17 protein-coding genes and 1 pseudogene are annotated in these 23,943 nt (G+C 71.4%); 9 read left to right on the plus strand and 9 right to left on the minus strand.

From position 1 onward, the window contains the following. Positions 1 to 7: 7 nt before the first annotated feature. A complete protein-coding gene (locus ACZ6KY_RS18915) occupies positions 8 to 2,521 on the minus strand; it encodes a DEAD/DEAH box helicase (protein WP_469311404.1) in 2,514 nt (837 codons plus the stop codon). 145 nt (positions 2,522 to 2,666) lie between these two features. Between ACZ6KY_RS18915 and ACZ6KY_RS18920 the strand changes: the two genes are divergently transcribed. Next, entirely contained in the window at positions 2,667 to 3,461 is a 795-nt protein-coding gene (locus ACZ6KY_RS18920) for a metal-dependent hydrolase (protein WP_469311405.1), read from the plus strand. 254 nt (positions 3,462 to 3,715) lie between these two features. Here the strand turns inward: ACZ6KY_RS18920 and ACZ6KY_RS18925 are convergent, their stop codons facing one another. From ACZ6KY_RS18925 to ACZ6KY_RS18940, 4 genes are all read right to left on the minus strand, one after another. Continuing rightward, positions 3,716 to 3,991: a type B 50S ribosomal protein L31 gene (locus ACZ6KY_RS18925; RefSeq protein ID WP_469311406.1), complete on the minus strand. Its 276-nt coding sequence runs from the start codon at positions 3,989 to 3,991 to the stop codon at positions 3,716 to 3,718. 36 nt (positions 3,992 to 4,027) lie between these two features. Continuing rightward, entirely contained in the window at positions 4,028 to 4,498 is a 471-nt protein-coding gene (locus tag ACZ6KY_RS18930; RefSeq protein WP_469311407.1) for a DUF5709 domain-containing protein, read from the minus strand. A 555-nt stretch (positions 4,499 to 5,053) separates the two neighbouring features. After that, complete coding sequence (locus ACZ6KY_RS18935; RefSeq protein ID WP_469311408.1) at positions 5,054 to 6,904, minus strand: ABC transporter ATP-binding protein; 1,851 nt, start codon at positions 6,902 to 6,904, stop codon at positions 5,054 to 5,056. Further along, positions 6,901 to 8,835, minus strand: coding sequence for an ABC transporter transmembrane domain-containing protein (locus ACZ6KY_RS18940; protein WP_469311409.1), 1,935 nt, complete (start codon positions 8,833 to 8,835; stop codon positions 6,901 to 6,903). Before ACZ6KY_RS18940 ends, ACZ6KY_RS18935 begins: the two co-directional genes overlap by 4 nt. A 234-nt stretch (positions 8,836 to 9,069) precedes the next feature. Between ACZ6KY_RS18940 and ACZ6KY_RS18945 the strand changes: the two genes are divergently transcribed. Together ACZ6KY_RS18945 and ACZ6KY_RS18950 are read left to right on the plus strand one after the other, a co-directional pair. Further along, entirely contained in the window at positions 9,070 to 9,822 is a 753-nt protein-coding gene (locus tag ACZ6KY_RS18945) for a L,D-transpeptidase family protein (protein ID WP_469311410.1), read from the plus strand. A gap of 63 nt (positions 9,823 to 9,885) precedes the next feature. Next, positions 9,886 to 11,535: a peptide-N4-asparagine amidase gene (locus ACZ6KY_RS18950; RefSeq protein ID WP_469311411.1), complete on the plus strand. Its 1,650-nt coding sequence runs from the start codon at positions 9,886 to 9,888 to the stop codon at positions 11,533 to 11,535. 139 nt (positions 11,536 to 11,674) lie between these two features. Here the strand turns inward: ACZ6KY_RS18950 and ACZ6KY_RS18955 are convergent, their stop codons facing one another. Both ACZ6KY_RS18955 and ACZ6KY_RS18960 read right to left on the minus strand, forming a co-directional pair. After that, complete coding sequence (locus ACZ6KY_RS18955) at positions 11,675 to 14,617, minus strand: FAD-binding and (Fe-S)-binding domain-containing protein (protein WP_469311412.1); 2,943 nt, start codon at positions 14,615 to 14,617, stop codon at positions 11,675 to 11,677. Between the two features lie 259 nt (positions 14,618 to 14,876). Beyond that, positions 14,877 to 15,332 carry a MarR family winged helix-turn-helix transcriptional regulator gene (locus tag ACZ6KY_RS18960; protein ID WP_469311413.1) on the minus strand — a complete coding sequence of 152 codons (456 nt, stop codon included), beginning with the start codon at positions 15,330 to 15,332 and terminating at the stop codon, positions 14,877 to 14,879. A gap of 131 nt (positions 15,333 to 15,463) precedes the next feature. Here ACZ6KY_RS18960 and ACZ6KY_RS18965 point away from each other — a divergent pair, with 131 nt between their 5' ends. After that, on the plus strand, positions 15,464 to 17,263 hold the full coding sequence (locus tag ACZ6KY_RS18965; RefSeq protein WP_469311414.1) for an ABC transporter ATP-binding protein: 1,800 nt from the start codon (positions 15,464 to 15,466) through the stop codon (positions 17,261 to 17,263). Positions 17,264 to 17,307: 44 nt separating this feature from the next. Then, positions 17,308 to 18,138, plus strand: a pseudogene (gene mltG, locus ACZ6KY_RS18970) (endolytic transglycosylase MltG); the annotation flags it as partial. Between the two features lie 226 nt (positions 18,139 to 18,364). On the opposite strand, the gene ACZ6KY_RS18975 reads toward mltG, so the two are convergent. Then, positions 18,365 to 19,480, minus strand: a complete 1,116-nt coding sequence (locus ACZ6KY_RS18975; protein WP_469311415.1) for an NAD(P)-binding domain-containing protein — start codon at positions 19,478 to 19,480, stop codon at positions 18,365 to 18,367. Positions 19,481 to 19,747: 267 nt separating this feature from the next. Between ACZ6KY_RS18975 and ACZ6KY_RS18980 the strand changes: the two genes are divergently transcribed. From ACZ6KY_RS18980 to ACZ6KY_RS18995, 4 genes are all read left to right on the plus strand, one after another. Continuing rightward, positions 19,748 to 20,170, plus strand: coding sequence for a secondary thiamine-phosphate synthase enzyme YjbQ (locus ACZ6KY_RS18980; protein ID WP_469311416.1), 423 nt, complete (start codon positions 19,748 to 19,750; stop codon positions 20,168 to 20,170). Between the two features lie 533 nt (positions 20,171 to 20,703). Beyond that, on the plus strand, positions 20,704 to 22,005 hold the full coding sequence (locus ACZ6KY_RS18985; protein ID WP_469311417.1) for an MFS transporter: 1,302 nt from the start codon (positions 20,704 to 20,706) through the stop codon (positions 22,003 to 22,005). A 249-nt stretch (positions 22,006 to 22,254) separates the two neighbouring features. Beyond that, the gene (locus ACZ6KY_RS18990) at positions 22,255 to 22,422 is read left to right on the plus strand and encodes a hypothetical protein (protein WP_469311418.1); all 168 of its coding nucleotides are present in this window, start codon (positions 22,255 to 22,257) and stop codon (positions 22,420 to 22,422) included. Positions 22,423 to 22,475: 53 nt separating this feature from the next. Next, complete coding sequence (locus ACZ6KY_RS18995) at positions 22,476 to 22,718, plus strand: response regulator transcription factor (protein WP_401331983.1); 243 nt, start codon at positions 22,476 to 22,478, stop codon at positions 22,716 to 22,718. A gap of 93 nt (positions 22,719 to 22,811) precedes the next feature. Here the strand turns inward: ACZ6KY_RS18995 and ACZ6KY_RS19000 are convergent, their stop codons facing one another. After that, positions 22,812 to 23,930: an LLM class flavin-dependent oxidoreductase gene (locus ACZ6KY_RS19000; protein WP_469311419.1), complete on the minus strand. Its 1,119-nt coding sequence runs from the start codon at positions 23,928 to 23,930 to the stop codon at positions 22,812 to 22,814. Positions 23,931 to 23,943 lie beyond the last annotated feature (13 nt).

Genomic DNA, 23,943 nt, shown 5'->3' on the forward strand with positions numbered 1-23,943 from the left:
CCTGTGCTCACAGCTGTCCGACGTCGGTGACCTTGACGATGGCACGACCCTCGGCGTCGGAGGCCGCGAGGTCGACCTCCGCGCTGATACCCCAGTCGTGATCGCCGTTCGGGTCCGAGAACGTCTGCCGGACGCGCCACAGTCCGTTCTGCGGCTCCTCCACGATCGACAGCAGCTTGGGGCCACGGGCGTCAGGCCCTGTACCGAGGTCCTCGTACTCGTCCCAGTACTTGTCCATCGCCTCGCCCCACGCATCGGCGTCCCAGCCGGATTCGCCGTCCATCTCGCCGAGTTCGACGACGTTGTCCAGAGCGGCGAGCTCGACCCTGCGGAACATCGCGTTGCGCACGAGGACACGGAAGGCACGGGCGTTCGACGTGACCGGCTTGACCTGGTCGGCCTTTTCCTGGGCCTCTTCGGCCGTCATCACCTCGGGGTTGGCGAGCTGTTCCCACTCGTCGAGGAGGCTGGAGTCGACCTGTCGCACCATCTCGCCCAGCCAGGCGATCAAGTCCTCCAGGTCCTCGGACTTGAGGTCGTCCGGGACGGTGTGCTCAAGGGCCTTGTACGCACTGGCCAAGTAGCGCAGGACGATGCCCTCGGTACGGGCGAGCTCGTAGAAGGAGACGAACTCCGTGAAGGACATGGCCCGTTCGTACATGTCACGGATGATGGACTTCGGCGACAGGGGGTGGTCGCCGACCCACGGATGGCTCATGCGGTAGGTGTTGTACGCGTGGAAGAGCAGTTCCTCCAGCGGCTTGGGGTACGACACGTCCTGGAGCCGCTCCATGCGCTCCTCGTACTCGACGCCGTCGGACTTCATCGCGGCCACGGCCTCGCCGCGGGCCTTGTTCTGCTGGGCCGCGAGGATCTGCCGCGGTTCGTCCAGCGTGGACTCCACGACGGACACCATGTCCAGGGCGTACGACGGGGATTCGGGGTCCAGCAGCTCGAAGGCCGCGAGGGCGAACGTCGACAGGGGCTGGTTGAGGGCGAAGTCCTGCTGGAGATCGACGGTGAGCCGCACGACGCGGCCGGTCGGGTCGGGCTCGTCGAGCTTCTCCACGATGCCGCCGTCCAGGAGCGAGCGGTAGATCGCGATGGCCCGCCGGATGTGCCGCAACTGCTGCTTGCGCGGCTCGTGATTGTCCTCCAGCAGATGCCGCATCGCCTCGAAGGCGTTCCCGGGCCGGGCGATCACCGAGAGCAGCATGGTGTGCGTCACGCGGAAGCGCGAGGTCAGCGGCTCGGGGTCGGAGGTGATGAGCTTCTCGAAGGTGGCCTCCGTCCAGCCGACGAAGCCCTCGGGAGCCTTCTTGCGCACCACCTTGCGGCGCTTCTTCGGGTCGTCGCCGGCCTTGGCGAGCGACTTCTCGTTCTCGATGACGTGCTCCGGCGCCTGAGCGACGACGTAGCCCGCCGTGTCGAATCCCGCGCGCCCGGCCCGGCCGGCGATCTGGTGGAACTCGCGGGCGCGCAACGTGCGCACCCGCGTGCCGTCGTACTTCGTCAGCGCGGTGAACAGCACGGTGCGGATGGGCACGTTGACGCCGACACCGAGGGTGTCCGTACCGCAGATGACCTTCAGGAGACCGGCCTGGGCCAGCTTCTCCACCAGCCGACGGTACTTGGGCAGCATGCCGGCGTGGTGCACACCGATCCCATGGCGTACGTAGCGCGAGAGGTTCTGGCCGAACTTGGTGGTGAAGCGGAAATTGCCGATCAGGTCGGCGATCCGGTCCTTCTCCTCGCGCGTGCACATGTTGATGCTCATCAGCGCCTGCGCCCGCTCCACGGCCTGCGCCTGGGTGAAGTGCACGATGTAGACCGGGGCCTGCTTGGTGGCGAGCAGTTCGGTGAGCGTCTCCGTCAGCGGAGTGAGCATGTACTCGTAGGACAGCGGGACGGGCCGGGTCGCCGAGCGGACCACCGAGGTGGGGCGGCCGGTGCGTCGCGTGAGGTCCTTCTCGAACATCGAGACGTCGCCGAGCGTCGCCGACATCAGGATGAACTGCGCCTGGGGAAGTTCAAGGATCGGGATCTGCCAGGCCCAGCCGCGGTCGCCCTCGGCGTAGAAGTGGAACTCGTCCATGACGACCTGACCGACGTCGGCGTGCTTGCCGTCCCGGAGCGCGATGGACGCCAGGACCTCGGCGGTGCAGCAGATCACCGGTGCGTCGGCGTTCACGGAGGCGTCGCCGGTGAGCATGCCGACGTTCTCGGTGCCGAACATCTTGCACAGCTCGAAGAACTTCTCCGAGACGAGCGCCTTGATCGGCGCTGTGTAGAAAGTGACCTCGTCCCGGGCGAGCGCGGCGAAGTGCGCACCCGCGGCGATCATGCTCTTGCCCGAGCCGGTGGGCGTCGAGACGATCACGTTCGCACCCGAGACCACCTCGATCAGCGCCTCCTCCTGATGGGGGTAGAGCGTGAGACCGCGTTCCCCGGCCCACGACTCGAAGGCTTCGTAGAGGGCGTCGGGGTCTGCGGTCTGCGGCAGCTGATCGATAAGGGTCACGCCCCCATCTTGCCTGTCGATGCATGGGATGGGGGAATCGGATGTTCGGGGGAAGATCACGACCGCTACGCTGTGGCGCCGGCGACGCGTCAGCGCGCACGGACAACTGGACAGCGGTACAAGAGGAATGGGGCGGGGAACGGCCATGATGGGACCAGCACACTCACTGTCGGGGGCTGCGGCCTGGCTGGGCGTCGGAGCGGCGGCCGCGGCGGCCGGCCACACGATGCCCTGGCCGGTCCTGCTCGTCGGCGCCCTTATCTGCGCGGGCGCCGCTCTCGCCCCGGACCTGGACCACAAGGCCGCCACCATCTCGAACGCCTTCGGACCGGTGTCACGAAGGCTCTGCGAGATCGTCGACAAACTCTCCTACGCCGCCTACAAGGGGACCAGGAAGCCGGGCGACCCCCGGCGCAACGGCGGTCACCGCACGCTGACCCACACCTGGCTGTGGGCGGTGATGATCGGATCGGGTACCGCGGTGCTGGCGATCACCTGTGGCCGCTGGGCGGTCCTGGCCATTCTGTTCGTGCACATGGTGCTCGCCATCGAGGGTCTGCTGTGGCGGGCCGCCCGCGGTTCGAGCAGCGACATCCTGGTCTGGCTGCTCGCCGCGACGACCTCGTGGATCCTCGCCCAAACCCTGGACAAGCCGGGCAACGGCGCGAACTGGCTGTTCACGGCGCCGGGCCAGGAGTATCTGTGGCTCGGCCTGCCGGTCGTCCTCGGCGCCCTGGTGCACTGCATCGGGGACGCGCTGACGGTGTCCGGCTGCCCGATCCTGTGGCCCATCCCGGTCGGCCGCAAGCGCTGGTATCCGATAGGCCCGCCCAAGGTGATGCGCTTCCGCGCGGGCAGCTGGGTCGAGCTCAAGGTGCTGACGCCGGTGTTCATGCTGCTGGGCGCGGTGGGCTGCGCGGCCGCGCTGAACTTCATCTGAGTTCGGCGCCCCCCGGGGCGCACCGGCGCTCGTTTGCCGCGGGGCCAGGTGGGCGCTCGGCTCTTCCCGGGCCACGTCGGCGCCCGGTGCCTCCCCGGCTGCCTCGGCGCTCGGTTTTGTCGGTCTCGCGGGCCGGCACCGGGCGGCTCGCGCCCGCAGTGGCCGTCTGCGGTGGCGGGAGTGGCGGTCCGTCCGGGTGTCCGGCTCGGGCGGCGGCGGGACGTCCTTGGCTCAGGGGAGGGCGCCCGTCGCGCTCAGCCGTTCTCCCCCGCGCCCGCGCCCTGCTCCCCGCCTCCGAACCGTCGCTCGAACTGGGCGATGCGGCCCTCCGAGTCCACTGTGCGGGCCTTGCCCGTGTAGAAGGGGTGGCTCTCCGAGGAGATCTCGACATCCACGACCGGGTAGGTCTCGCCGTCGTCCCAATCGATGGTCCGGTCACTCGTCGCGGTCGAGCGCGTGAGGAAGGCGTAGCCCGCGGTGCGGTCGCGGAAGACCACGGGGTGGTAGTCGGGCTGCTTGTCCTGCTGCATGGGAGCTCCTTGGGGGAGACGCCGGACGCGTGCCGGTCAGCCGGACACGGCGTCCTCGTCGACGATGTGCATCGCGGCTTCCTCCGCCGAGGCCGCGGCGCCGTCGATGCCGATGTCCGTGGCGATGAGCCCGCTCTCCTCGTCCTCGTGCGCGCCTTCGTTCGGGGCCACCAGACGGCCGGAGCGGAGGGCGCCCACCTCGTTGTCGAGGGGCTCTCCGTCGGTGCCCTGGCAGTCGCCGATGCCGTCTCCGTCGGGTTCGGCGATGTCGGGCATCTCGTCGGCGAGACGCTGATCCAGGCTCTCGCCCGCCCGGCGTTCCGAGGCGGTCACACCGCGGTGCTCCACCGCCCATGGCCGGTCCGGCGGGGACCAGCCACGGTCCAGGGGGTCACTGACGCCGTCGGTCACCAGAGTGTCCTCGGCGTCGAGCAGCCCCGCGTCGTCCTGTACCTCGGATCCGTCGGGCTGGTAGACGTCGTCTCCCCATCCGTCGGCGCTGTCCACGGGTACCTCCAGGGGGTGCGGACGGGACCGGAGCCGCCGTACTCGACGGCGGGCGCGCGGGCCCGAGGACACAGGCGTCGCCCCGCGCGAACCGGGTGGTTCCCGGGAGTCCCCCGAGCGGGTGCCCACGTCCAGACTTCCACCCCCCTTCGGCACCGCGCAACGCCACAGAGGCTGACCGGCGGCGCCACAAGGGCTGACGTCCGGCCCGCCCGGCCTCTGGCGGGGTGTGCCGAGGGCGGCCGCGACCCCGCGCTCGGCGACCGGTGGGACGGCAGCGGCCGAGCCCGTCACAGGGGCCGGGCACCGTCGACCCACACCGCTGAGCTGCGGGAGGACACCGGCGCACTACGCCGAGCGGACGGTTCCGCGCCGGTCCGGTCCGCCGTGGCGGCGGGAGCGGTCCAGCGCGTCGTGGGGGCGGGTGCGGACCGGCGCGACGGCCGCACGGCCTGGAGGCCCCGGCCGGCACCCTGCTCACGCGCGGCGGCCAGATGGCCCCGCTCGGCCCTCCTCTCGCGCGCGGCGGCCGAGTGGTCCCCGCCGGCACCCCGCTCACCCGTGCCAGGACCTCCACAGGGCCGCGTACGCGCCGTCCGCGGCGACCAGCTGCTCGTGGCTGCCGAGTTCACTGATGCGGCCGTTCTCGACGACGGCGATGACGTCCGCGTCATGGGCGGTGTGGAGGCGGTGGGCGATGGCGACGACGGTTCGGCCGTCGAGAACGCGGGCCAGCGAGCGTTCCAGGTGGCGGGCCGCCCGCGGATCCAGGAGCGAGGTCGCCTCGTCCAGGACCAGGGTGTGCGGGTCGGCCAGCACCAGCCGGGCCAGCGCGATCTGCTGGGCCTGGGCCGGAGTGAGCGCGAACCCGCCCGAGCCGACCTCGGTGTCCAGACCGTCGTCCAGGGCCCGCGCCCAGCCGTCCGCGTCGACCGCGCAGAGAGCCGCCCACAGCTGGGAATCCACGGATCCGACACCTTCGGCCGGAGTCGCGGTCCGAGTTCCGGCCGACGCCTCCTCGTCCGTGCGCTGCCGGGAGCGCGGGACGGCGAGCAGCAGGTTGTCGCGCAGGGAGCCCACGAAGACGTGGTGCTCCTGGTTGACCAGGGCCACGTGCGAGCGGACCGCCTCGGCGGGCATCCGGGACAGTTCGGCACCGCCGAGCGTGATCCGGCCGTCCCGGGGCGCGTAGATCCCGGCGAGCAGCCTGCCCAGCGTGGACTTGCCCGCGCCGGACGGGCCGACCAGGGCGAGCCGGGTGCCGGGCGCGACCGCCAGGGAGACCTCCCGCAGTACGTCCACGCCCGCGCGGTAGCCGAAGTGCACCCGGTCCGCGTGGACGTCGCGTCCGTCCGGCGCCACGCCCGGGTCGCCCGCGTCCGGCTCGATGTCCCGGACACCGACCAGCCGCGCCAGCGAGACCTGGGCGACCTGCAGCTCGTCGTACCAGCGCAGGATGAGTCCCACGGGGTCGACGAGCATCTGAGCGATCAGCGCACCCGTCGTCAGCTGGCCCACCCCGATCCAGCCCTGGAGGGCGAAGAACCCGCCGATCATCAGGACCGAGCAGAGCACCGTCACATGCGTGACGTTGACGACCGGGAAGAGAACCGACCGCAGCCAGAGCGTGTACCGCTCCCACGCCGTCCACTCCCGGATCCGGCGGTCCGACAGCTCGATGCGGCGCCTGCTCAGACGGTGCGCCTCGACCGTGCGTCCGGCGTCGACCGTCTCGGCGAGGACGGCGGCGACGGCGGCGTATCCGGCCGCCTCCGAGCGGTAGGCGGCCGGCGCGCGCTTGAAGTACCAGCGGCAGCCGACCACCAGCACGGGAACGGCGACCAGCACGGCGGGGGCGAGCGCCGGGGCGGTCACGGCGAGCCCGCCGATCAGCAGTGCCGCCCACACCACACCGATGGCCAGCTGCGGCACGGCCTCGCGCATCGCGTTGGCGAGCCGGTCGATGTCGGTGGTGATGCGGGACAGCAGGTCGCCCGTCCCGGCCCGTTCCAGGACGCCGGGCGGCAGACCGACCGACCGTACGAGGAAGTCCTCGCGCAGATCGGCCAGCATCCGTTCGCCGAGCATGGCACCGCGCAGCCGCACCTGCCGTACGAACAGGGCCTGGACGACGAGCGCGACGACGAAGAAGGCGGCGGTGGCCCCGAGATGGAGTTCGCGCGTGTGGTCCGAGACGCGTTCGACGACCGAGCCCAGCAGATAGGGCCCCGCCATCGAGGCCACGACGGCCACGGTGTTGACGGCGACCAGGAGCAGGAAGGCCCTGCGGTGCCGTCGGAACAGTTCGGTCACGTAGGCGCGTACGGTCGCGGGCGCGCCGACGGGCAGCGTGTTCGCCGTCGTCGGGGCGGCCGGGTCGTACGCCGGTGGCGCCACGCCGATCATGCGGTCTCCTCGATTTCTTCCAGTACGCCGTCAAGAACGGCCTCGTCGTCCACGGTCACGCCGCCGAGAACGGCCTGGGCGTCCGCCGGCACGGTGCCGGGAGGGGCCTCGGCGCCCACGGGCACGGCGTCCGGAGCGGTCCGGTGCGGGGCTTCGCCGGGGACCTCCTCCTCGGGGTCCCGGGTCACCACGGCCCGGTACCGCGGTTCGCTGTGGATCAGTTCGCGGTGCACGCCGACCGCGACGACCTCGCCCTCGTGGACCAGGACGACCCGGTCCGCCTGGTCCAGGAGCAGCGGTGAGGAGGTGAGGACAACGGTCGTGCGGCCGGCGCGCAGGGAGCGCACCCCGTCGGCGATCCGGGCCTCGGTGTGCGAGTCGACCGCGGACGTCGGCTCGTCCAGGACGAGTACCTCCGGGTCCGTGATCAGGGACCGGGCCAGAGCGAGCCGCTGGCGCTGGCCGCCGGACAAGGAGCGCCCGCGTTCGGTGATGCGGGCGTCCATCGGGTCCTCGGCGTCCAGTGAGCCCTGGGTGAGCGCGTCCAGCACGTCGCCGCACTGCGCGGCGGACAGGGCCGCCTCGGCGCTCACGAGGCCCGACGCGGGTACGTCGAGCAGTTCGCGCAGGGAGCCGGACAGCAGCACCGGATCCTTGTCCTGGACAAGGACGGCGGTACGGGCGCACTCCAGGGGCAGTTCGTCCAGCGGTACGCCCCCGAGGAGCACCGAGTTGCTGGTCGGCACGCCCTCGACGAGCGTCTCCTCGCCCCGCTCGTCGGCGTGGCCGCCGAGCCGCTCGGCCAGCAGCCCCGCCGCGTCCGGGTCGCCGCACACCACGGCGGTGAGCCTGCCCGCGGGAGCGAGCAGCCCGGTCACGGGGTCGTACAGATCGCCGCCCGGGACCTCCGCGGCGAGCGATCCGGCGCTGTCCATGGCCCGTTCCAGGGACAGGACCCGGGCGGCCCGCCTGGCCGACGGACGCGAGAAGGAGTAAGCCATGGCGATTTCTTCGAAATGCCGCAAAGGGTACGCGAGCAGCATCACCGCGCTGTACACGGTGACCAGTTCGCCGATCGTGATCCGGCCGTCGCGGGCCAGCTGCACACCGCGCCAGACGACGGCGATCATCAGCAGACCGGGCAGCAGCACCTGGATCGCCGAGATCAATGACCACATACGGGCGCTGCGCACGGCGGCGCGGCGGACCTCCTGGGAGGCGCGGCGGTAGCGGTCGAGGAAGAGCTCCTCGCCGCCGATGCCGCGCAGCACCCGCAGGCCCGCGACGGTGTCGGAGGCCAGCTCGGTGGCGCGGCCCGCCTTCTCCCGCTGGAAGTCGGCGCGGCGGGTGGCTCGGGGCAGCAGCGGCAGCACGGCCACCGCCAGGACGGGCACGCCCATGGCGACGATCACGCCCAGCGCAGGCTGGTAGACGACCAGGGCCACGCAGACCAGCACCACGGTCACGGCGGCCGCCGTGAACCGGGACATGCCCTCCACGAACCAGCCGATCTTCTCGACGTCGCCGGTGGAGACCGCGACCACCTCACCCGCCGCGACGCGCCGCGTCAGCGCGGAGCCCAGCAGCGCGGTTCTGCGGGCCAGCAACTGCTGCACGCGCGCGGCCGCGGTGATCCAGTTGGTGACCGCGGTGCGGTGCAGCATGGTGTCGCCCAGGGCGATGCACACGCCGCACAGCACCATCAGCGCGCCGGTCAGGGCGAGCCGGGTGCCTGAGTGGTCGACGACGGCCTGGACGGCCAGGCCGACGCAGAACGGCAGCGCGGACACGGCCAGGAAATGCAGCAGACCCCAGGCGAGGGCCTTGAACTGTCCGCCGAGCTGATTCCGCCCGAGCCACCACAGAAATCGGGAACCTGAGCGCACGTCGGGCACGCCAGGGTCGGGATACGGAAGGTCTTGGATCTGCATGACGTCCCAGTGGCTCGTGTCAGGGGATGGAGGGAGCCGCGGATTTCGGCAACCGTCCGGCCGCGGGGGCCGGTAGCAAACCGTGAAAGGTTCGCGTCGCAGCGTGGTCGAAAGCAAACGATTTTCCGCTACGAGGCGTGGAGCCGGCCGGGAATCGGCCGGGAGTGACCGCGACTGGCCAGGGAACCCGGGGGGAGGATGATTCGCCCGATACGTGATGCGAGGATGGGCGGCATGCGAAAGAACGGTGCGATGCGTACGGGGTTCGCCGCCATGGTGTGCGGGGCCGTCGCCGTCACACTCTCGGCCTGCGGTGGCCCGGAGGGGGGAGGCGGGAGCGGTACGAAGGGGCACTCGGGAGCCGGTGGCGCGGTCGCCCGAACGAGTGCGCCCGTGGTCGACCCGAAACGCATCCCCGACGTGGGCGACCGGCTCCAGCGCCGGATCCCGTCCGACTCCCGACAGGTCCTGGCGGTCTACGGCGACGGCAAGGACTCCGCGGACTCCACGGCCGTGCTGTACACGAAGTCCGGCGCGACCTGGGAGAAGACGCGCAGCTGGACCGCGCACAACGGGAAGAAGGGCTGGACCACCGACCATCACGAGGGCGACAAACGCAGCCCTGTCGGGGTGTTCACGCTCAGCGACGCCGGTGGTGTGCTCGACGACCCGGGCGCCCGGATGCCGTACACGCAGTCGGAGACCTTCCAGGCGCCGCACTACTGGGCGAAGTCGTACTGGCACGACTTCGACTACGTCATCGCCATCGACTACAACCGTCTCAAGGGCAATCCGCCGGACGACCCGACCCGCCCGTGGGGCGACGACAAGGGCGGCGGTATCTGGCTGCACATGGACCACGGCAGCGGCACGTCGGCGTGCGTGAGCCTGCCCAAGCCGGCCATGGAGTACCTGCTGCGCACGCTCGACCCGGAGCAGCACCCCGTCGTGTTGATGGGGGACAAGGCGGACCTCAAGGCCGCCTAGCCACAGGCGCGGTGCCCCGGTGCGCCATTGCGGTCGGCTCAACTGCCCCGTAGAACACCGCACATGAGTAGACCGGTCATCATGTCCATGCTTGCCGGAGCGATCCTCGTGGCGAGCGCCCTCCTAGGGGCGGGCCCGGCTCCGGCGGCCACCGCACCCGGCGCGGTTCCTGTGTCCGCGGCCTCCGCCCCCGCCGCCGCTCGATCAACCGACGTGCCCGCAGAGTTCGGCAGCGACTGGAACGACCCTGTCACCGCCGCCCCGCCCGTCGCGAGGCCCACCGTGCCGTCCTGTGAGGTGACGCTCGCCGAGGCGCAGTTCCGCGACTTCACGCCCTACACGGGTACGTACACCCCGTCGAAGGGCTGCGGCGACCGCTGGAGCAAGGTCGTGCTCCGGCTCGAGGGCAAGGTCGAGGGGCGCCAGTTCGACCGCCTCGGGTATCTGCACGTCGGCGGCGTGGAGATCCTCCGCACCTCCACCCCGGAGCCGTCGCCCGACGGGATCGCGTGGTCCGTCGAGAAGGATGTGACGCGCTACAGCGACACGTTCCGCCGGAGCCGGGACGTCGAGATGCTCATCGGGAACGTCGTCGACGACACGTACACCGGCGTTCTCGACGTCAAGGCCACGCTGACGTTCTACGCGGGCAGGCCCGTCGCGACTCCCGACCGTGTCCTGACCCTCCAGGACGGCACGCTGACCACCCCGCGCAACAGTGAGCGCGTGATCGCCGAGGTGTACGCGACCGGGTCAGGCGGCGGCTGCGAGGAGTTCTGGTATCTGACGGTCCCGGACACGGCACCGTATTCCTGCAAGGCGGACAACGGCCCCTACCGCGAGGTGCAGATCAAGGTCGACGGCCAACTCGCCGGAATCGCCGAGCCGTTCCCGACCGTGTGGACCGGCGGCTGGTCCAACCCCTTCCTCTGGTACGTGATTCCGGGGCCCCGCGCCTTCGACGTCAGACCCGTCGAGTACGACCTGACCCCGTTCGCCGGACTCCTCGACGACGGGCGCCCGCACCGGATCGACGTCTCCGTCGTGGGAGTTCCCGAGGGGCGGACCGGCTGGAGTCTGCCGGTGAATGTGCTCGTCTGGCAGGACGCGCGGCGCGCCCACGTGAGCGGTGCCCTCACCCGGGCCGACGCGGGCGACCTCGCCAACTCCTCCACGTACACGCCCGGTTCGGAGAACCGGGTCGACACCAGGGGAAGGCACCGGCTGACGGTCGCCGGATACCTCGACACCTCGCACGGCCGGGTGCTGACCACCGTCAGCCGCACCCTCGCGCAAAGCTCCGCGCACCACTGGACCGACGGTGAGAACACGGACGGCCTCGAAGCGACGTGGACCGACGACGAGGCGGTGACCGTCGACGGACGCGGACCCGCCGCGACGACGCTCACCCGGCGGACGTACACGATGGACGGCACGACGACCCTCGACGCGGACGACCGGCTGCGGACCGTGCTGACGCTCGGCGACCGGGCCGTCGTGGCCGAGGCGCGGGGCGGCCGGCGGACGGCGTGGTCACGACTCGACGACACCTACACGGGCGACGCGACGTACACGGCGAACGTGCCGCGCGACCAGCGTCACGCGGTCGCCACGACGAGCGAGCGCTTTCGCCTGTACGGCTCGTCCGGCTGCTACGACCGCTCCCTGGTCACCGTGCAGGGGGTGCTCACGGAGGGCCGAGCCGGCTGCTGAGCCCGGTCGTCCGCGGTGTGCGGGACATCGCGGACGTCGGCCGCCCGCGTCGGCGGCCCGGGCTACTCACCGGAGTCCGGGGCGAAGGCGAGGAGCGGACACCGGCGTCCGCTCCGGTGTCCGGCGGCCCGGCTGGTCATCAGGACCGGTCTGCCGGCCGGGTGCCGGGGCGGGTCGCGTGCTCCAGCGCCAGCAGGGCGGAGTAGTAGCCGCGGCCCGTCGCGTGATCCATGCCCACCTCGCACATGCGGTTGGCCGACAGATGCGCGTCGAACTCGCGGGAGGCCACGAACTCCGCCTCCTTGCGGGTGGCCGACTCGGTGAGTTCCCTGTGGAGCATGCCCCGGTCGCCCGCGAACGCGCAGCACCCGGCGTCGTCGGGCACCACCACCTCGTCGGCACACGCCTCGGCCACCGCGCGCAGTTGCGCCTCATCGTCCAAGTGCCGCATGGAGCAGGTCGGGTGGAGAACAGCGGAGCCGAGCGTGCGGTGCACGGTGAGGTGGGGGAGAAGTTCCCCCGCGGCCCACACCAGCGAGTCGACGACCAGCAGCCCGTCGTGCAACTCCCGGTTGTCGGCGGTCAGATACGGTACGACCTCCCGCGCGATGCCGAGCGTGCAGGACGAGGCGTCCACGACGAGCGGCAGTCGGCCACCGGCGGTCCAGCCCCAGGCCGCCTCGACGATGCGGTTGGCCATCACGGCGTTGCCCGCGTCGTACCCCTTGGAGTGCCAGATCGTCGCGCAGCACGTCCCCGACACATCGTCCGGGATCCACACCGGCTTTCCCGCGCGTGCGGAGACCGCGACGACGGCCTGCGCGAGCGACACGTCTCCGGGACCGCCGAAGATGCGGTTGACGCAGGCCGGGTAGTAGACGGCGACCGCCCCCACGCGCGCGGTGCCGGGAAGGGCGGAGGCGGCGGCGCCCGGCATCCGGGGCAGCCACTCGGGTACGAGATCGGGGCGTACGACCTTGCGTACCGCCCGCGTCACGGCGTTCACCCGCCGGTCGCCGATCCGGTCCACGGCGGCGACGGCCAGCCGCGCGGAGCCTTCGAGCGCGCGGAAGTGCCGCGCGGCCAGCGCGGCCGCCTTCTCCTCGCGCGGCGAGTGCCGGGCGTGCCGGAACTCCTTCATCAGGGCGCCCGTGTCGATGCCGACCGGACAGGCCAGCTTGCACGTCGAGTCGCCCGCGCAGGTGTCCACGGCGTCGTATCCGTACGCTTCCAGGAGCCCTTCCTCGACGGGGGAGCCGCAGGGCTGGCGCATCATCTCCCGCCGCAGCACGATCCGTTGGCGGGGTGTGGTCGTCACGTCCTGGCTGGGGCAGGTCGGTTCGCAGAAACCGCACTCGATGCAGGGGTCGGCGATCGCCTCCACCCGCGGGATCGTCTTCAGGCCCCGGACGTGCGCGCGGGGATCACGGTCCAGCACGATGCGCGGAGCGAGCACTCCGTCCGGATCGATCAGCCGTTTCGTGCGCCACATCAACTCCGTTGCCCTGGGGCCCCATTCGAGTTCCAGGAAGGGCGCGATGTTGCGCCCGGTGGCGTGCTCGGCCTTCAGCGAGCCGTCGAAGCGCTCGACGGTGAGCCGGCAGAACGCGTCCATGAAGGCGGCGTACCGCTCCACATCGGCCGGCCTGGACGCGTCGAAGGCCAGCAGGAAGTGCAGATTGCCGTGCGCGGCGTGGCCCGCGACGGCGGCGTCGAAACCGTGCCGGGTCTGGAGTTCCAGCAGCGCCTCGCAGGCCTCGGCGAGCCGCCCGGGCGGCACCGCGAAGTCCTCCGTGATCAGCGTCGTGCCGGACGGACGCGCACTGCCGACCGCCGTGACGAACGCCTTGCGGGCCTTCCAGTAGCCGGCGACGGTTCGCTGATCGCGGGTGAGGGAGTTCGTCACCGAGGGCACGGGCGACACCAGGGGGAGCCCCTTCAGCACCGCGCGGGCCCTCTCCTCGTACGTCTCCTGCGCGGCCTCGTCCGGGGCGCGGAACTCGACGAGCAGCGCGGTCGTCGGACCGGGCAGCCCGGCCCAGTCCCCGGGCACGCCCTCGACGCTCACCGAGGCGCGCAGCGTGTTGCCGTCCATCAGTTCGACGGCCGAGGCGCCCGCGGCGGTGAACAGGGGCACGGCGGCGGCCGCGGCCGGCAGTGAGCCGAAGAAGAGCAGCGCGGCGGAGACCCGGCGGTCCAGCGGCAGCGTGTCGAAGACGACCTCCGAGATGAAACCGAAGGTGCCCTGCGAGCCGACCATCAGACCGCGCAGGATCTCGACGGGTGTCGCACCGTCGAGGAAGGCGTCCATGCGGTATCCGTTGGTGTTCTTGATCGCGTACTTGGCCCGGACGCGCTCGACCAGCCCGGCGTCCGCCTCGATCTCCGCCTTGAGCTCCATGAGCCCCGCGCACAGGGCCGGTTCCGCGTGAGCCAGTCGCTCGTCCGCGTCCGGTTCCGCCGTGTCCACGACCGTGCCGGTCGGCAGCACGAACGTGAGTGAGGCAAGGGTGACGTAGGCGTTGCGGGTGGTGCCCGCCGTCATGCCGGAGGCGTTGTTCGCGACCACACCGCCGACGGTGCAGGCGATCGCGCTGGCCGGATCGGGACCGAGCACACGGCCGTGCCGGACGAGTGCGGCGTTGGCGCGGGCGACGGTCGTGCCCGGAGCGATACGGATCCGCGCGCCGCCGTCGAGGACCTCGACCCCCGTCCAGTGCCGGCGTACGTCGACGAGGATGTCCTCGCCCTGCGCCTGGCCGTTGAGGGAGGTCCCTGCCGCGCGGAACACCACCTCGCGGCCCTTGCCGTGCGCGTACGAGAGCACGGCCGAGATGTCGTCGATGTCCTCGGGGACCACGACGACCCGCGGCACGAAGCGGTAGGGGCTGGCGTCGGACGCGTAGCGCACGAGGTCGGAGATCCCGGTCAGTATCTTGCCGGCGCCGAGCAGCGCGGTCAGGTCGCCGCGCAGTGGCTCGGGGGTGCCCCCGGCCCGGTCCTCGGGGACCCGGTCGGCCGCGGGGGCTTCGGGGGGCGCGTCGGGTCGCAGCGCGTCGGGGTCGGGCTCCAGCAGAGGCATCGCGCACCACTCCTCACGGGCTCACCGAGCGGCGCTGCCCGGTCGGCCGCCTGCCGCAGCCGACCGGTGGCGGGCGGCGGGCGACCGAATCGGCCGCCCGGCCGTTGGCCGGCGGTGGCGCGGTGCGCCGTGCTCAACCGGTCCAGCGGCGGCAACTCCGCCCTGAACCGCTTCAGCGGCCGTGCACCGCCCGAGCCGTCGCGGCAGGCGGTGCACCGTGCCGGGCCGGCTCAGCGGCGATGTTCCGCCCCGGGCCGTCTCAGCAGCGGTGTTCCGCCCTCGGCATGCCGTCCACCAAGGTGTCCAGCAGCCCGCCGAGCACCTCGCGCTGCTCGTCCGTCAATGGAGCCAGGATCTCCTCCGCGGCGCCGCGGCGCGCGGCGCGCAGTTCCCGCAGCGCCTTGCGCCCCTCCTCCGTGACCTCGATGCGGATCACCCGGCGGTTGGTGGGATCGGGTGCCCGGCGCACCTTGCCGTTCGCCTCCAGACCGTCGACCAGCGTGGTCACGGCCCGCGGCACCACTTCCAGGCGCTCCGCGAGATCGGCCATGCGGGGCGGTGAGCTGTAGTGCGCGAGAGTGCGCAACAGCCGAGACTGGGCGGGGGTGATGCCCAGCTCGCGCTGCTCCAGATGGCGCTTCTGGATGCGGTGCACGCGGCGCGTCAGACGCAGCAACTGCTCGGCGAGCAGGCCGTCGGCATCGGGGGTGGTCATGCGGGAACAATATCAGGATGCCGTTCATTGTGAGTATAGGTAACAATGAGCTAGGCTCCGTCAGTCGTCGGATCCTCACTGATGTCCTCGTAGTCCGATTTCCTCAGTCGTCCCGTTTTCCTAGGAGTCCATTGCGTCCCGAACAGCCGACCTGGAGCCCCCCGCCTGCCGACAAGGAACAGCCACGGCAGGTGCGCCGCATCCTGAGTCTCTTCCGGCCCTACCGCGGCCGCCTTGCGATCGTCGGCCTGCTGGTCGGCGCCGCGTCCCTCGTGGGCGTCGCCACGCCCTTCCTGCTCAGGGCGATCCTGGACACGGCGATCCCCGAAGGGCGTACGGGTCTGCTGACCCTCCTCGCGCTCGGCATGATCCTGAGTGCCGTCCTGAGCGGCGTCTTCGGCGTCCTGCAGACGCTGATCTCCACGACCGTCGGCCAGCGCGTGATGCACGATCTGCGCACGGCGGTCTACGGCCGCCTCCAGCGCATGTCGCTCGCCTTCTTCACGCGGACGCGCACGGGCGAGGTGCAGTCCCGCATCGCCAACGACATCGGCGGCATGCAGGCGACCGTCACCTCCACCGCCACCTCGCTGGTCTCCAACCTCACCAGTGTGATCGCCACGATCATCGCGATGGTGGCCCTGGACTGGCGCCTGACCGTCGTCTCCCTGCTCCTGCTGCCGGTGTTCGTGTGGATCAGCCGCCGGGTCGGCAACGAACGCAAGAAGATCACCACCCAGCGCCAGAAGCAGATGGCCGCGATGGCCGCCACCGTCACCGAATCGCTCTCCGTCAGCGGCATCCTGCTCGGCCGCACCATGGGCCGGGCCGACTCGCTGACGAAGTCCTTCGCGGAGGAGTCCGAGGGCCTCGTCGACCTCGAAGTGCGGTCGAACATGGCGGGACGCTGGCGCATGTCGGTCATCGGTATCGTCATGGCGGCCATGCCCGCCGTCATCTACTGGACCGCGGGCGTCGCCCTTCAACTCGGCGGCCCGTCCATATCGATCGGCACGCTCGTCGCCTTCGTCTCCCTCCAGCAGGGCCTGTTCCGGCCGACGGTCAGCCTGCTGTCCACCGGTGTGCAGATCCAGACCTCGCTCGCGCTGTTCCAGCGCATCTTCGAGTACCTCGACCTGCCCATCGACATCACCGAGCCCGAGAACCCCGTCCACCTCGACGAGGTCAAGGGCGAGATCCGCTTCGAGGACGTCGAGTTCCGCTACGACGACAAGGGCGCCCCGATCCTCGACGGCATCGACATCACCGTCCCGGCCGGCGGCAGCCTCGCCGTCGTCGGACCGACCGGCTCCGGCAAGTCCACGCTCAGCTATCTGGTGCCGCGGCTGTACGACGTCACGGGCGGGCGCGTGACCCTCGACGGGATCGATGTCCGCGACCTCGACTTCGACACCCTCGCGCGCGCGGTCGGCGTCGTCTCCCAGGAGACGTACCTCTTCCACGCCTCGGTCGCCGAGAACCTGCGCTTCGCCAAGCCGGACGCCACCGACGAGGAGCTCCACACGGCGGCGCGGGCGGCCCAGATCCACGACCACATCGCGTCACTGCCCGACGGGTACGACACGGTCGTCGGTGAGCGCGGCCACCGGTTCTCCGGCGGCGAGAAGCAGCGCCTCGCCATCGCCCGCACGATCCTGCGCGACCCGCCCGTGCTCATCCTCGACGAGGCGACCAGTGCCCTGGACACCCGCACGGAGCATGCCGTCCAGGAGGCCATCGACGCCCTGTCGGCCAACCGCACCACGCTCACGATCGCGCACCGGCTGTCCACGATCCGGAGCGCCGACCAGATCGTGGTCCTCGACTCGGGTCACGCGGTCGAGCGCGGCACGCACGAGGAACTGCTGGCCCAGGAGGGGCGCTACGCCGCCCTCGTCCACCGGGACGCCCAACTGGAGCCGACAAGATGACGATATGCCGGGTTTGTGTGCATTAGAGGGCTACCGTGCCCGGTATGCAGATGAACACTCCGCCACGGAGAACGATTCGACTGACGCGCCGGGGCCGGGTCGCCCTCATCGCGACCGGAGCCGTCGTGGCGGCCGCCGCCGTGGCGGTGCCGCTGCTGAGCATGAGGAACGACGCGCGCCCGACGTCGCTCGTCGTTCCGGAGGGCTGGCGCTCCGGACAGGTCTACGCGGCCGTCGACAAGGCTCTCCGGGTGCCCGCCGGCACCACCAAGAAGTCCCTGGCCAAAGCCGACCTCAAGCTCCCGAACGACGCCCGGGGCAACCCCGAGGGCTATCTCTTCCCGGCGACGTATCCGATCGGCGAGAAGGCGACTCCGGAGTCGTTGCTGACGTTCATGGTCGACACCGCCAACAAGAGGTTCAACGGAGCGCCGATCGCCGCGGGCGCGCAGCGCAACGCGATGAACGTCTATCAGGCGGTCACCATCGCGAGCATCGTGCAGGCGGAGGCCGCGACCAAGGCGGACATGGGCAAGGTGGCCCGGGTCATCTACAACCGCCTGGAGCGCGGTATGCCGTTGCAGATGGACTCCACCATCAACTACGCGCTGAACCGCTCCACCCTGAGCACCAGCCAGGCCGACACGAGGCTCAACAGCCCGTACAACTCCTATCGGCGCATGGGCCTGCCGCCCACACCGATCGCCAACCCGGGCGAGGACGCGATGCGCGTCGCGATCAACCCGCCCCCGGGTGACTGGCTGTACTTCGTCACCGTCAAGCCGGGCGACACGCGCTTCACGGCCAGCTACGAGGAGCACCAGCGCAACGTCGCCGAGTTCAACCGGAACCACAGGAGCGCGTCCCCGGCGGAGTCGCCCTCGGCGTCCCCCGCCGAGTCGCCCACGGACTCGCCCGCGGCCTCTCCCACGGTCCCTCCCGCGCCCTCTGTCACGGTCCCTCCCGTGGCCACTCCCGCGGTCCCTCCCGTGGCTGCTCCCACGATCCCTCCCGTGACGTCTCCGCCGGTCACGCCCGCAGTCACCGTCACACCCGCGGTCACCCCCACGAACTGACACGAACCGAGTGGCGTACGGGGCATCACACGGCGACCGGCGCGTCAGACGTGAGCGGTGCGACCGGCGCGTCCGCCAGCAGTCGCCTGATGTCCCGTACGGCGGCCGGTCCGGCCCGGTTGGCGCCGATGGTGCTCGCCGACGGCCCGTAGCCGACCAGGTGGATCCGTGGATCGGCGACCGCGCGCGTCCCCTCGACGCGGATGCCGCCGCCCCGCTCGCGCAGCCGCAGCGGGGCCAGATGGTCGATGGCGGCCCGGAAACCGGTCGCCCACAGGATCACGTCGGCGTCCACGCGCCGCCCGTCCGCCCACTCCACGCCGTCCGGGGTGATCCGGTCGAACATCGGCAGCCGGTCCAGCACACCGTCGGCCAGTGCCCGCCGGATCGCGTCGTTCAGCGGCAGTCCGGTGACCGAGACGACGCTCCGGGGCGGAAGCCCCTGCCGGACCCGCTCCTCGACGAGCGCGACGGCGGCCCGGCCGAACTCCTCGGTGAACGGGCCCTCGCGGAAGACCGGGGGCCGCCGGGTGACCCAGGTGGTATCCGCCGCGTGGGCGGCGATCTCCATCAGATGCTGGGTGCCGGAGGCGCCGCCGCCCACGACGACCACGCGCCGCCCGGCGAACCACTCGGGGCCCGGATACCGCGCCGTGTGCAACTGCCGTCCGCGGAAGGTCTCCTGGCCCGGATAGCGCGGCCAGAACGGGCGGTCCCAGGTGCCCGTCGCGTTGATCAGCGCCCGGGCCGACCACGTACCGTCGCCGGTCTCCACGAGCAGCCGCCCGCCGGGCCCCTCCCGGACCGCCCTGACATCGACCGGCCTCCGTACCCGCAGGTCGAAGGTGCGCTCGTAGGCGTCGAAGTACTCCGAGACGACCTCGGAGGAGGGGCGGGCGGGGTCGGCGTCCGTGAGGTCCATGCCGGGCAGGGAGTGCATCCCGTGCACCTTGCCGTACGTCAGCGACGGCCAGCGGAACTGCCAGGCTCCGCCGGGGTGCGGCGCGTGGTCGAGCACGACGAAGTCCCGCTCGGGCTCGAAGCCGGTGCGCCGCAGATGGTAGGCGGCGGCCAGACCGGCCTGGCCCGCGCCGATGACGACCACATCGACCTCGCGCACGCTTACCCAGGTGTCGTTCACGCTTCTACCAACCGGACCGGGTTCCGGGATCTTCCCGTCGGACGCCGCACTGTGAGCCACCCGACGAACCCGCCCCAGCGGCTGCCCCCGACCGGCCGCCCCCGACCGGTCGGACGGACCGTCGCCGCAGGCCGGGACCAGACCTCCGGCGACATCGTGCGCGAGAGCCCGTGCCGCCCGCAACACCGGCGGGGCGCAGGGGAACCGGGCGGGCCCGCGGCGGCCTCGATCGGGTGCGGAATCCGGCGTATGGGAGAGGATTGAGGCATGTCCGATGCCTTCACCACGCAGGTCCTGAACATCTCCTCCGGTACGTCGGAGACGGTCGTCGACCTCACCCGCGACTGCGAGGCCTTCCTCCGCGAGGTCGCGGCGGGCCGCGACGGTCTCCTGAACGTCTTCGTCCCTCACGCCACCGCCGGAATCGCCATCATCGAGACGGGCGCCGGCAGCGACGACGACCTCCTCGCCGTGCTGCACTCCCTGCTCCCCGCTGACGACCGCTGGCAACACCGTCACGGCAGCCCCGGCCACGGCCGCGACCACGTCCTCCCCGCCATCGTCCCGCCGCACGCGACCCTGCCCGTGGTGGACGGAAGCCTGGAGCTGGGGACGTGGCAGTCGGTCTGTCTGGTGGACACGAACAGGGACAACCCCAACCGTCACGTGCGGTTGAGCTTCCTGGGATGAGCTGGATCGTCCTGGGGGTGGCCGTCGGCTGCTGGGAGTGCGTCGGCTGTCGCGGTGGAAGGCGGCCACGTCCTCCCCTGAGCGGCAGCGTGACGACGTTCTCACGGCGGCGGAAGCGGTCGGTGGACATCATCGGCTGGGCGGACGACTGGGAGGTCTCGGGAGCCACCGATTCCGTGCGGCGGCCCAAGTCCCGGAACCGCCGAAGTCCGGTGCGGGGAGGCGTGGTTCAGCGGGTGGGGGGGGGCGACGGGTGAAGGCGGCCGCGCTATCGTGAGGGCTCGGCTGGGCGGGTGGGACGGGCGGTCCGCACCGTAACCCCGGCCGGGTCACGCGCTCAGCGCGGACCACCTCCGGGGTCGTCCTCCGGCTGCCGGGGGACCTGGGTCATCGAACGGTCGTGGCCGTGCGCCATGCCGTGTTGCGGAGCTGCCTGCGTCGTCGCGTCGGCGGTTCTCTCCGGTCTCGGCATGCCGTGCGTCCACGGGCATCTCTCCGCACGTCATGCCCGACGACCACAGGAAGGCCCTCCCGTGCACGCCTCCGCCCCTGAGGAGACCGCCGCCCCCGCACCCCGGCCGGCTACTCGCTCTCGCTTCCTGTCCTGGATCCCCGGACTGCTGTACGACACCGCGTTCCGCCGCTACTGGACGGCGCAGACGGTGTCGTACCTCGGCGACCAGGTATCCGCCCTCGCCATCCCCCTCATCGCCGTCACCGTCGTGCACGCCGACGCGGCCCATATCGGCTATCTCGGTGCCGCGGTCTGGCTGCCGCACCTCCTGTTCGGGCCCTGCGCCGGACTGTGGGCGGACGGTCGCAGGCACCGCCGCCGTGTCATGATCGCCGCCGACCTGGGCCGCTTCACCCTGCTCCTCGGTCTGCCCCTCGTGTACGCCCTCGGCACGCTGACGTTCACCGTCCTCTTCACGGTGGCCTTCGGCGTCGGCCTGCTGTCGGTACTTTTCGAGGTGTGCAATCCGCCGCTGTTCAAGGCGCTGGTGCCGCCGGGCGATTACGTGGCCGGCAACGCGCTCGGCAGCGGCAGCCGGGCCATGGCGAAGGTCGTCGGGCCCAGCGCCGGTGGCTTTCTGGTGCAGCTGTCTTCCGCGCCGATCGCTCTGCTCGTGGACGCGCTGTCGTACCTCGTCTCGGCGGCGTTCCTGGCCCGTATCGCCCCGCAGGAGGCGCCGCCCTCGCAGAACCGCGTACGACTGCGGACAGCAGGCCGGTTCATTGCCCGCTCCCGGGCCATCCGGGCGGCGCTGGCCGCCACGGCCACGCTCAACTTCTTCTGCTTCGTCACCACCACCCTCTTCGTCCTGTACGCCACCACCACCCTGGGCCTCGGCGCTGGGCTTCTTGGCACGGTGCTGGGCGCGGGAGCCGTCGGCGCGGTGGTGGGGGCCGTCTCCGCGACCCCGCTCACCCGCCGTCTCGGGGTGGGCCGGACCCTTCTGCTCGGCTGCCTGGCGACCCCCGCTCCACTGCTGTTGATCCCCGCGGCCCACGGGTCCGGACCCGCGGTCCTGCTCATGCTCGTCGGCGCCCAGTTCGGTTCGGCGATGGGCGTCATCTGGATCGACATCACCGCAGCCACCCTGCTGACCTCGCTGGTCCCGGACGCCATGCGGTCCAGTGTGTTCGGCGCCTACCAGGGAGTGAACCTCGGTATGCGGCCACTCGCCGCGCTGCTCTCGGGTGCTCTCGCCGGACCACTGGGACTACGGGCCACGCTGTGGATCGCGGCGGCCGGGGCACTCACCGCCTGCCTGTGGATCCTGCCCTCGCCACTGTCCCGCGTGACCTTGCCTGCCGCGGGCCGGGAGGTGTGAGTGGCGCGACCCGTGTCCCGAAGTGCCGCTCAGAGTGCCTGTGACAGTGCCGTTCTGGCTGTCCTCGCGCGGTTAGTGTGACCACACCGATCGATGATCGCCCTCGCACACACCCTCCCTCCGGGACGTCCGCCCACGTCCACCCATGTCTGCCCGCAACCGCCGAAGCAGGGAGACCGGGACGACAGACCGGCTCCCTGCCGGCTCTGTGGTCATCGCCCGTCCGTCACCGCCCTCATGGAGATTTCCGTGACACCAGCAGATCCCGGACATTTCCTCGACACATTCCTGCGCCAGGCAGCCGCGACCCCCGACCTCCCCGCGGCAGAACTCGGCGACCACCACCTGACCCACGCCGAACTCACCGCCCGCGTCAGCGGCTCGCGGACGGCGAGGCCGGCAGCGCCCGCCCTGTGAGCCTGCGTGAGCGCCCGGCCGCGCGGTCCTCCTCACTCATGAAAGGCACCCCTGTGAGACCGTTCGCCACCGACACCCTGAACCTCCTCAGCGACCGCGAGCTGGAAGTGCTCGGCCATCTCGCCGAGGGACACACCTACACCTCCATCGCGCGCCGGATGAACCTGAGTCCGCACACGGTGGACACCTATTTGCGCCGTATCCGCGGCAAGGCGGGCGTCAGCAACCGGGCGCACCTGATGCTGCTGGCCCTGCAGGCCACCCGGCTCCACGAGTTCGGTCTCACACAGATCTGAGTCTCTCCACCTGTACGAAGGCCGGGGGCACAGGCGGTGTTCACCGTCACCGCCCCCGGCCTTCGTGCAGCGCATCCCCCGGGTGACACGATCTCAGCCGGCCACCAGCGCCGGCCGTCCCCTCCGTTCGACTTCCTGGCGCACCAACGGCAGCAGCGACCTCCCGAACTCCTCGGCGTCCCGCAGCGGTTCGTAACCACGCAGCAGGAATGTGGTCACGCCGATGTCGACGTAGTCCAGCAGCGCCTGCGCCACTGTCTCCGGAGTGCCCACCAGGGCGGTGGAGTTGCCGGCCGCTCCGGTGGCGGCCGCAGGCGCCGTCCACAGGGCGCGATCGTGCCGCTCGCCCATCGCGGCAGCGGCCAGCAGCCGCTGTGATCCGGTGTTCTCCGGGCTCGCCGACGGGCCGAGCGGCAGCGGCGGACGGCTGCGGTCGAAGAAGGAACCCGCGGTCCCCCGCTGCCGGATGGTGTCCAGAATGCCGTAGGCCCGCTCCCAGGCCTCGTCCTCGGTCCGGCCGAGGATCGGCCGGAACGACACACTGATCCTGGGCGGCTCGGCGCGTCCGGCCGCCCGGGCCGCGGCCTGTACGGCGGCGATCTGCTCGGCGGTCTGCGCCAACGGCTCGCCCCACAGCGCGAACACATCCGCGTGCCGGCCGCCGACGCGCAGGGCAGCGGCCGACGAGCCCCCGAAGTACAGCGGCACACGCGGCCGTTGCAGGGGCCGGACCTCGGAACGGAAGTCGTCGAAGCGGTAGAAGCGGCCCTCGTGGCCGAAGCCTTCCGGCTCGCCCCACGCGCCCTTCAGCACGTCGAGGAACTCGTCCGTACGGGCGTAGCGGTCGTCCTTGTCCAAATAGTCCCCGTCGCGCCGCTGTTCGGCGTCGTTTCCGCCGGAGATGACGTGAACGGCGAGCCGGCCGCCGCTGAAGTGGTCAAGAGTGGCGAAGGACCGGGCGGCCATGGTGGGCTCCACCACACCCGGACGGTGGGCCAGCAGCAGACCGAGGCGCTCGGTGCGGGCCGCCACATAGGCGGCGATCTGCGCGCCGTCGGGCGAGCTGGAGCTGTGGCCGATGAGCACGCGGTCGAACCCGGCGTCCTCGTGCACGCGTGCAGAGCGCAGCGTGAACTCCGGGTCCACGTCGGGCCCGTGCGGACCGCTCTCGGAGTCCTTGGTTCCGATCATTCCGATGAATTCGATGGGCATGAGGGTCTCCACT

The organism is Streptomyces sp. NPDC042002 (assembly GCF_055588305.1).